Source organism: Bacillus sp. 05T31, from assembly GCF_056396725.1.
The window spans coordinates 1-3871 of sequence record NZ_JBFTMA010000406.1 but is presented as its reverse complement, the minus strand read 5'-3'; the positions used below and the strand labels follow the sequence as shown (position 1 = coordinate 3871).

Genomic DNA, 3871 nt, shown 5'->3' with positions numbered 1-3871 from the left:
AAACTGAAAAATGTAAAAATCTAAAAATATAAGTATGCTATAATGTTAATATAGTTAATTGGTAATTAAGGAAAGGATTGGATGTAATGATCGAAATTTTGAATGTGTCAAAAAGTTATAATGGATCTACCTATGCAGTAAAAGATTTAAGTTTATCTGTACCGAGCGGAGAAATTTTTGGGTTTTTAGGACCGAATGGTGCGGGTAAATCAACGACAATTAAGATGATTACTGGTATTCATGGGGTGGACAAAGGAACCATTGCAATCAACGGTAAAGATATTATGAAAAATCCGATGGAAGCGAAGAAAACATTTGGCTATGTTCCAGATAGCCCGGATATGTTTTTACGATTAAAAGGGATTGAATATTTAAACTTTATGGCTGATATGTATGAAGTACCGAAGGAAGTAAGACAAGAACGAATAGAGTCATTAGCGAAGAAGTTTGATCTGTACAATGCTTTATCTGATCAAATTCAAAGTTATTCACACGGTATGAGACAAAAGATTGTTATTATCGGTGTGCTCGTACATGAACCAGATGTGTGGATTTTAGATGAACCGTTAACAGGTCTTGATCCGAAATCTGCATATATTTTAAAAGAAATGATGAGAGAACATGCTGATAAAGGGAAGATTGTATTTTTCTCGACACACGTATTAGAAGTAGCTGAAAAAATATGTGACCGCGTCGCGATTATTAATAAGGGAAATCTTCAGTTTAAAGGGAATTTAAATGAAATGAGAGATCATTTTGAATCCAATGAATCACTTGAAAAAATGTTCTTGGAGATGACGGGCAATGAGTAAAATTTGGACGTTAACGAAAGTATTATTGAAATTAAATTATGCAGATTTCATAACAGATAAAAAGAAAAGATGGGCGTATTTATTTTCATTTGCAGCCATTTTATTTGTAGGTTTTTTAATATTCGGTTCGATGACCCATGGAATATATGAAGGAATGATACACCTCGGACAGGATCCAGGAATTGTTATTGCGATGGGATTAGCAGTTGCTAGTATATGGGTATTTTTGATGAGTATTATGAACATTTTAACAGTGTTTTACTATAGTAATGATGTTGAAATGTTGCTACCGTTACCATTAAAACCAGCGCAAATTATTTCGGCAAAGTTCTTTACAGTGTTAATTACACAATACGTAATGAGCTCGTTTATTTTATTGCCTATCTTTATTACTTACGGTTTAAAGAGTGGTGCTTTCATTACATATTATATTTATATGATTGTCATTTACTTATTCTTCCCGATCATTCCGCTAGTTTTAGCTTCGTTAATTATGACAATTATTATGAGGTATACGAATATAGCGAAAAATAAAGATCGAGGAAGTATATTTATTGGAATCGTAAGTATACTATTTATCGTCGGAATCAATGTATTTATGCAATGGAGAAATAAAAGTGCAGTATCTGGAGCTGGAGATTCAGTTGCGAATTATCTTACAAATAATCAATCCTCCCTTTTCATACAAATGACAAATTATTTTCCGACTACATATTTTGGTGCAATGGGATTAGTAGAAAATGCATCGTGGAAGGGAATATTATACGTACTAATATACATTCTTATTTCTATCGCATTTTTCGGKTTGTTTTAYTACATTGCAGAGCGTACATATTTAAAAGGRGTTATTGGACTTTCAACGAGTACAGCAAARAAAGAGGTAATTTCAGCAGAAGGCTTACAGAAATCAACAGTACAAAGTTCACATTTAAAAGCGTATGTGAAAAAAGAATTTAAAACGTTATTCCGCACGCCACAATTTTTCTTAAATTGTATTGTGCAAACTTTYGTTATGCCAATTATGCTGTTCTTTGTTTTGTTTGTACAAGATGGAAATTTAAAATGGATTACAGGGTATATTGATAATCCAGAATCAGCAGGTTTCGCAATTGGTGTTGGCCTTTGTGCRTCSTTATTTTTAATGGGRARTAACGTWATTGCAACAACGTCATTCTCACGAGATGGAAGCTCTTGGTTTGTGAATCGTTACTTACCAGTAAAGGCTTCRGATATCTTTTTTGCGAAAGCGATAACGGCCTGGTTAATTAATGTAGTCATTTTAGGAGTATTCGGTATTACAATGGCATTTGTAGCAGGTATTTCGCCAGTCTTCATGATACTTTGGTTCTTACTAAGTGCGAACGGTTTATTGTTAATTAATTTAATCGGTACACGCTGGGATGCACAAACTGCAGATATTCATTGGGATACAGAACAGAAATTATTTAAAAGTCGATATACAACTTTGTGGAATTTTTTAGCTAATATTTTAATAGCTTTAGTTATTGTAGCGGGTGTAAGTGTATTATACTTCTTCCTTCAAGTAGGACTTTGGATTATGTTTATCGTTTTATTTGTAATGTTTACGATTGTAAATTATATCTTTATTAAAATTTTAAAATTAGGCGCTGAGCGTATATTGTCAAATATTAATTAAAAAGGTAGATCCTCTGTATTCGTGCAGGGGATTTATCCATAGATGGAGGAGAAAAGGTGAAGAAAATAGCAATTGTAACAGGGGCAACTCGTCTGAATGGAATTGGTGCAGCTGTATGCAAGGTGCTTGCTCAAAATGGGATAGACATTTTTTTCACGTACTGGCCTCGGTATGATAAAGCRATGCCRTGGGGAATGRATGATCAAGARCCCTTTTTGTTGAAAAAGGAAATTGAAAGTTACGGCGTTCGATGTGAAATGGCAGAAATAAACTTATCGCAGTCTTATTCGCCTAATCGTGTATTGTATATGGTATCAGAACGTTTAGGGGATCCATCTATTCTTATTAATAATGCGGCGTATTCTACTCCTACGAAAATTGAAGAGTTAGATGTAGAACAGCTAGATAAACATTATACGGTTAATGTTCGTGCTCCTATGCTATTAAGCTCATTATTTATTAAACATTTTTCACTTAAAACGAGTGGAAGTATTATAAATCTTACTTCTGGGCAGTCATTAGGCCCGATGCCAGATGAACTAGCATACGTAGCAACAAAGGGAGCAATAGAAGCATTTACTAAGTCAGTTGTACCAGTAGCTATGAAGAAGGGGATTACAGTCAATGCTGTTGATCCAGGACCGACGAATACAGGATGGATTACAGAGGAATTACAGCATCATTTAGTATGGAAATTCCCGCAAGGAAGAGTTGGAGAACCGGTGGATGCGGCACGCTTAATTTCTTTTTTAGTAAGTGAAGAAGCGAAGTGGGTTACTGGGCAAGTCATTCATTCGAACGGTGGTTATTCATAAAAATATTATGTTAACAATTGTTGAGAAATAAAAAAATTAGTAATTATTTTGTTTTTTGTATAAATAAAATGTCAAGAAAGATAAAAAATTGATAGGGGAGTATGTTGTCATTTGTAGATTGTAAATCTTCATGTGACAACATACTCTTTTTCTTTTGCTACAGAGGAGGAAAATGTAGTAGAAAAAACTCGAATATTAAAATGAATTTATCGTTTTTTGTACGTATTATTATGAAGATTACTGTCGGAAAGATGGTGATTCGTATGAAAAGGGATTTTTTAAGGGGAAATAGAATCGTAAAGAGAAGGATAAAATTGTAAACATAGGGGGATTTTTATGAAAATGAAAAAGGTCGCTATCGCATCAGTAGCAATTGGTACAATGCTTACAATGGCAGCTTGTAGTACCTCCACAGATAAAGATGCAGCAAAGAAGGATCAGGCAACTGCACAAAATGAAGAGCAATCGAAAACGACAAGTGCAGATGAAGCGTCAAAAACAACGAAAGATACTGAAAAAGACACAAATACTTCTTCGAATGAAAAAACAGATAAGGATGCAAAAAATACAAAGGAATCATCAGGAAC

Annotated in this window: 3 protein-coding genes and 1 pseudogene; all 4 read left to right on the top strand. The window is 33.9% G+C overall.

Translation table 11 applies throughout. The features are described from left to right. Window positions 1-86: 86 nt before the first annotated feature. A complete protein-coding gene (locus tag AC1DJR_RS20510) occupies window positions 87-812 on the top strand; it encodes an ABC transporter ATP-binding protein (protein ID WP_429687596.1) in 726 nt (241 codons plus the stop codon). Then, a complete protein-coding gene (locus tag AC1DJR_RS20505) occupies window positions 805-2469 on the top strand; it encodes a putative ABC transporter permease subunit (protein ID WP_477003379.1) in 1665 nt (554 codons plus the stop codon). The genes AC1DJR_RS20510 and AC1DJR_RS20505 overlap by 8 nt, the downstream gene beginning before the upstream one ends. A 56-nt stretch (window positions 2470-2525) precedes the next feature. Further along, a complete protein-coding gene (locus AC1DJR_RS20500; RefSeq protein WP_477003378.1) occupies window positions 2526-3284 on the top strand; it encodes an SDR family oxidoreductase in 759 nt (252 codons plus the stop codon). 336 nt (window positions 3285-3620) lie between these two features. Beyond that, window positions 3621-3871, top strand: a pseudogene (locus AC1DJR_RS20495) (hypothetical protein); the annotation flags it as partial.

What these genes read in the sequence shown, in the direction of transcription:
- AC1DJR_RS20510 (WP_429687596.1), top strand. Translation starts at nt 87, where the DNA reads ATGATCGAAATTTTGAATGTGTCAAAAAGTTATAATGGATCTACCTAT.